Here is a 2999-nt window from a genome sequence, read left to right as displayed (position 1 = left end):
AATCTGTCCCATTTGTTGCCGTACCCGCAACCGAATAACTAACTGTCAAAGGTGCAGTTTTATTCCCTGTGCGCGTCAGCATAAACCTACCAGGATTTACAGTTTGTCCCGTTAATGTTTCCCCTGCACTTGCATCTGTCGCACTAATAGTAATTGTCGGCTTAACATTAGTTGACGAATCATTATCAACCAAATTAACAGTAGCAGCTTTCGCAGTTCCTAGAATATAACTTGTACCATTTGCTAATGTAACAATAACAGTCTCATTTCCCTCATAAACAGCATCATCTTTGACATTGACATTAATTAATGCCGTAGCAGCCCCCAGCCGCAAAAGTTACTGTTTTAGTTAAAGTATTATAATCTGTCCCATTTGTTGCCGTACCCGCAACCGAATAACTAACTGTCAAAGGTGCAGTTTTATTCCCTGTACGTGTCAGCGTAAACCTACCAGGATTTGCAGTTTGTCCAATTAATGTTTCTGCTGCATTTGCATCTGTCGCACTAATAGTAATTGTTGGTTTATCATTATCAACAATAGTTACAGTCGCTGTTTTCGCAGTTCCTAGAATGTAACTTGTACCGCTTGCTAATGTAACAATTGCTGTCTCATTTCCCTCATAGACAGCATCATCTTTGACATTGACATTAATTAATGCTGTAGCTGAACCAGCCGCAAAAGTTACTGTTTTAGTTAAAGTATTATAATCTGTCCCATTTGTTGCCGTACCCGCAACCGAATAACTAACAGTCAAAGGTGCAGTTTTATTTCCTGTGCGTGTCAGAGTAAACCTACCAGGATTTGCAGTTTGTCCAATTAATGTTTCTGCTGCACTTGCATCTGTCGCACTGAGAGTAATTGTCGGTTTGTCGTTATCAGCAATATTAACAGTAGCAGTTTTTGCAGTTCCTAAAGTATAATTTGCACTAGTAGCCAAATTGAGGATAACTGTTTCATTACCTTCAAATACAGTATCATCACTAGGAGTGACATTAATTATCGCTGTGGATAAACCTGCTGCAAAAGTAATACTATTAGTTAATGTTTGGTAATCTGTCCCATTCGTTGCTGTACCGGAAATTGTGTAATTGACTTTTAGAGATGAAGCGATATTTCCCGTGCGCGTGAGGGTAAACTTCCCAGGATTTGCGGTTTGTCCAGTAAGAGTTTCAGCCGCATTTGCATCACTAGCACTAATGGTAACTGTAGATAGAGTAGCTTGTTGAACTGTTAATAATTGACCGACAACACTGTTATTACTGGAAGGCTGCCAGCCAAAAATGTTACTATATGATCGCCTCTCAGGAACAGTATTAAACCAGTATTGTTCTGCCTCAATCGTCGATAATCGCCACAGACGAAGACTTTCTGTATTACCACGAGTTGTCTGAAGAGGAGTGAGAATATCCAAAAAACCGTTGTGTTCCAGTCCAGACACAGGATTAGAGATATCCTGATTGCCTTGTAGTATTAGTTCATCCATTGCAATTTATACCCTGTAGATATTGAGCAGTTTACTTATTATTTTCTTTTATTCAGTATAATTAAGTCTATAGTATTCCTACTGGTTTTAATCATGAAGTTTTGTTGAAGCATATTGTCTAAATGATGATGAATCACTTTGCTATGAAGATGAAGACTGTTTAATTGAAAAATGGTGGTAATAAATTTAATATGGGTTAAACGTAACGCCATCTCGCATAGCAATCCTAATTCGAGCGTGCAAATTTTCTAGGGACTGTAACAATAATGAAGGTAAAAGCTTGGAATCATTACCTGTGAACCCTCCTATCAGCACCCCAGCACAAACCCAAAATCGCAAAGCAGATCACATCCGCATCTGCCTGGAAGAAGATGTACAATGTCAGCAAGTCACCACTGGATTAGAACGCTATCGCTTTACCCATTGTTGCTTACCGGAATGCGATCGCAATGACATCGATATCACCACCCATTTTTTAGGAAAAAGCCTGAATGCACCGTTGTTAATCTCTTCCATGACAGGAGGAACAGAACGAGCAGGAATCATTAACCGTCGTTTGGCAGAAATCGCCCAACAATATAAACTAGCAATGGGTGTGGGTTCCCAGCGTGTAGCGGTGGAAAAACCCCAAGTTGCTGACACATTCGCTATTCGCAAATATGCTCCCGATGTGCTTTTATTTGCCAATTTGGGCGCAGTTCAGCTTAATTATGAGTATGGTGTTGATGAATGTCTGCAAATTATTGATATTTTAGAAGCTGATGCTTTGATTTTACACATCAACCCTTTGCAAGAATTCATTCAACCCAGAGGTGATACAAACTTCCGGGGATTATTTGACAAAATATCTAACTTATGCAGTAAGTTACCAGTACCTGTAATTGCTAAAGAAGTAGGTAATGGCATTTCCGCTGTAATGGCAGAAAAACTGATATCTGTAGGAGTACAAGCAATTGATGTGGCTGGTGCAGGTGGTACATCTTGGGCGTTGGTGGAAAGCGAACGGGCAGAAACGGCATTACAGCGTCGCTTAGGCAAAACTTTTGCTGATTGGGGATTACCAACAGCAGAATGTATTACCAGCATTCGCGCTCAGTTTCCCCAAATACCTTTAATTGCTTCTGGAGGGTTACGTCATGGCTTAGATGTCGCCAAAGCGATCGCACTAGGAGCAGATATCGCCGGTTTAGCAATGCCCTTCCTGCAAGCAGCAGATGTATCAGAAACTGCACTGCAAGAGTTAGCAGAGGTATTAATTGCTGAAATCACCACCGTATTATTCTGCACTGGTAACAGAACTTTGTATCACTTAAAGCAATCGGACAGTTTACAAAGCATACAATAAAGAAAACAACTTGTCTTTCCTTAGTCATTGGTTTTTTTACTAATGACTAACATAACCGTTGCTAAGTAGCCATCATGAACTGCGTACACCAGAACACATGAAAAACTTCTTATTCCCCTCATCGCTTGCGGGGAGGGGTTAGGGGTGGGGTCTTATTTTCAAGTCAGGTG

At 40.4% G+C, this 2999-nt stretch carries 3 protein-coding genes; 1 reads left to right on the top strand and 2 read right to left on the bottom strand.

Going from position 1 to position 2999, the window contains the following annotated elements; all coding sequences use genetic code 11:
* Together A9Y75_RS28345 and A9Y75_RS07895 are read right to left on the bottom strand one after the other, a co-directional pair.
* A partial coding sequence (locus A9Y75_RS28345; protein WP_201788399.1) for a hypothetical protein occupies window positions 1–334 on the bottom strand: 334 nt, incomplete at its 3' end.
* Window positions 303–1484: a Calx-beta domain-containing protein gene (locus tag A9Y75_RS07895; RefSeq protein WP_071189025.1), complete on the bottom strand. Its 1182-nt coding sequence runs from the start codon at window positions 1482–1484 to the stop codon at window positions 303–305. The genes A9Y75_RS28345 and A9Y75_RS07895, both read right to left, overlap by 32 nt.
* Window positions 1485–1779: 295 nt before the next feature.
* On the opposite strand from A9Y75_RS07895, the gene fni reads away from it, so the two are divergent.
* The gene (gene fni / locus A9Y75_RS07890) at window positions 1780–2829 is read left to right on the top strand and encodes a type 2 isopentenyl-diphosphate Delta-isomerase (protein WP_071189645.1); all 1050 of its coding nucleotides are present in this window, start codon (window positions 1780–1782) and stop codon (window positions 2827–2829) included.
* Window positions 2830–2999 lie beyond the last annotated feature (170 nt).

Origin of the sequence: Trichormus sp. NMC-1 (genome assembly GCF_001858025.1) — a bacterium.
Classification (GTDB): Bacteria; Cyanobacteriota; Cyanobacteriia; order Cyanobacteriales; family Nostocaceae; genus Anabaena.
The sequence above is the reverse complement of the archived record's forward strand: the minus strand, read 5'-3'. Positions and strand labels throughout refer to the sequence as shown.

What these genes read in the sequence shown, in the direction of transcription:
- A9Y75_RS07895 (WP_071189025.1), bottom strand. Translation starts at nt 1,484, where the DNA reads ATGGATGAACTAATACTACAAGGCAATCAGGATATCTCTAATCCTGTG.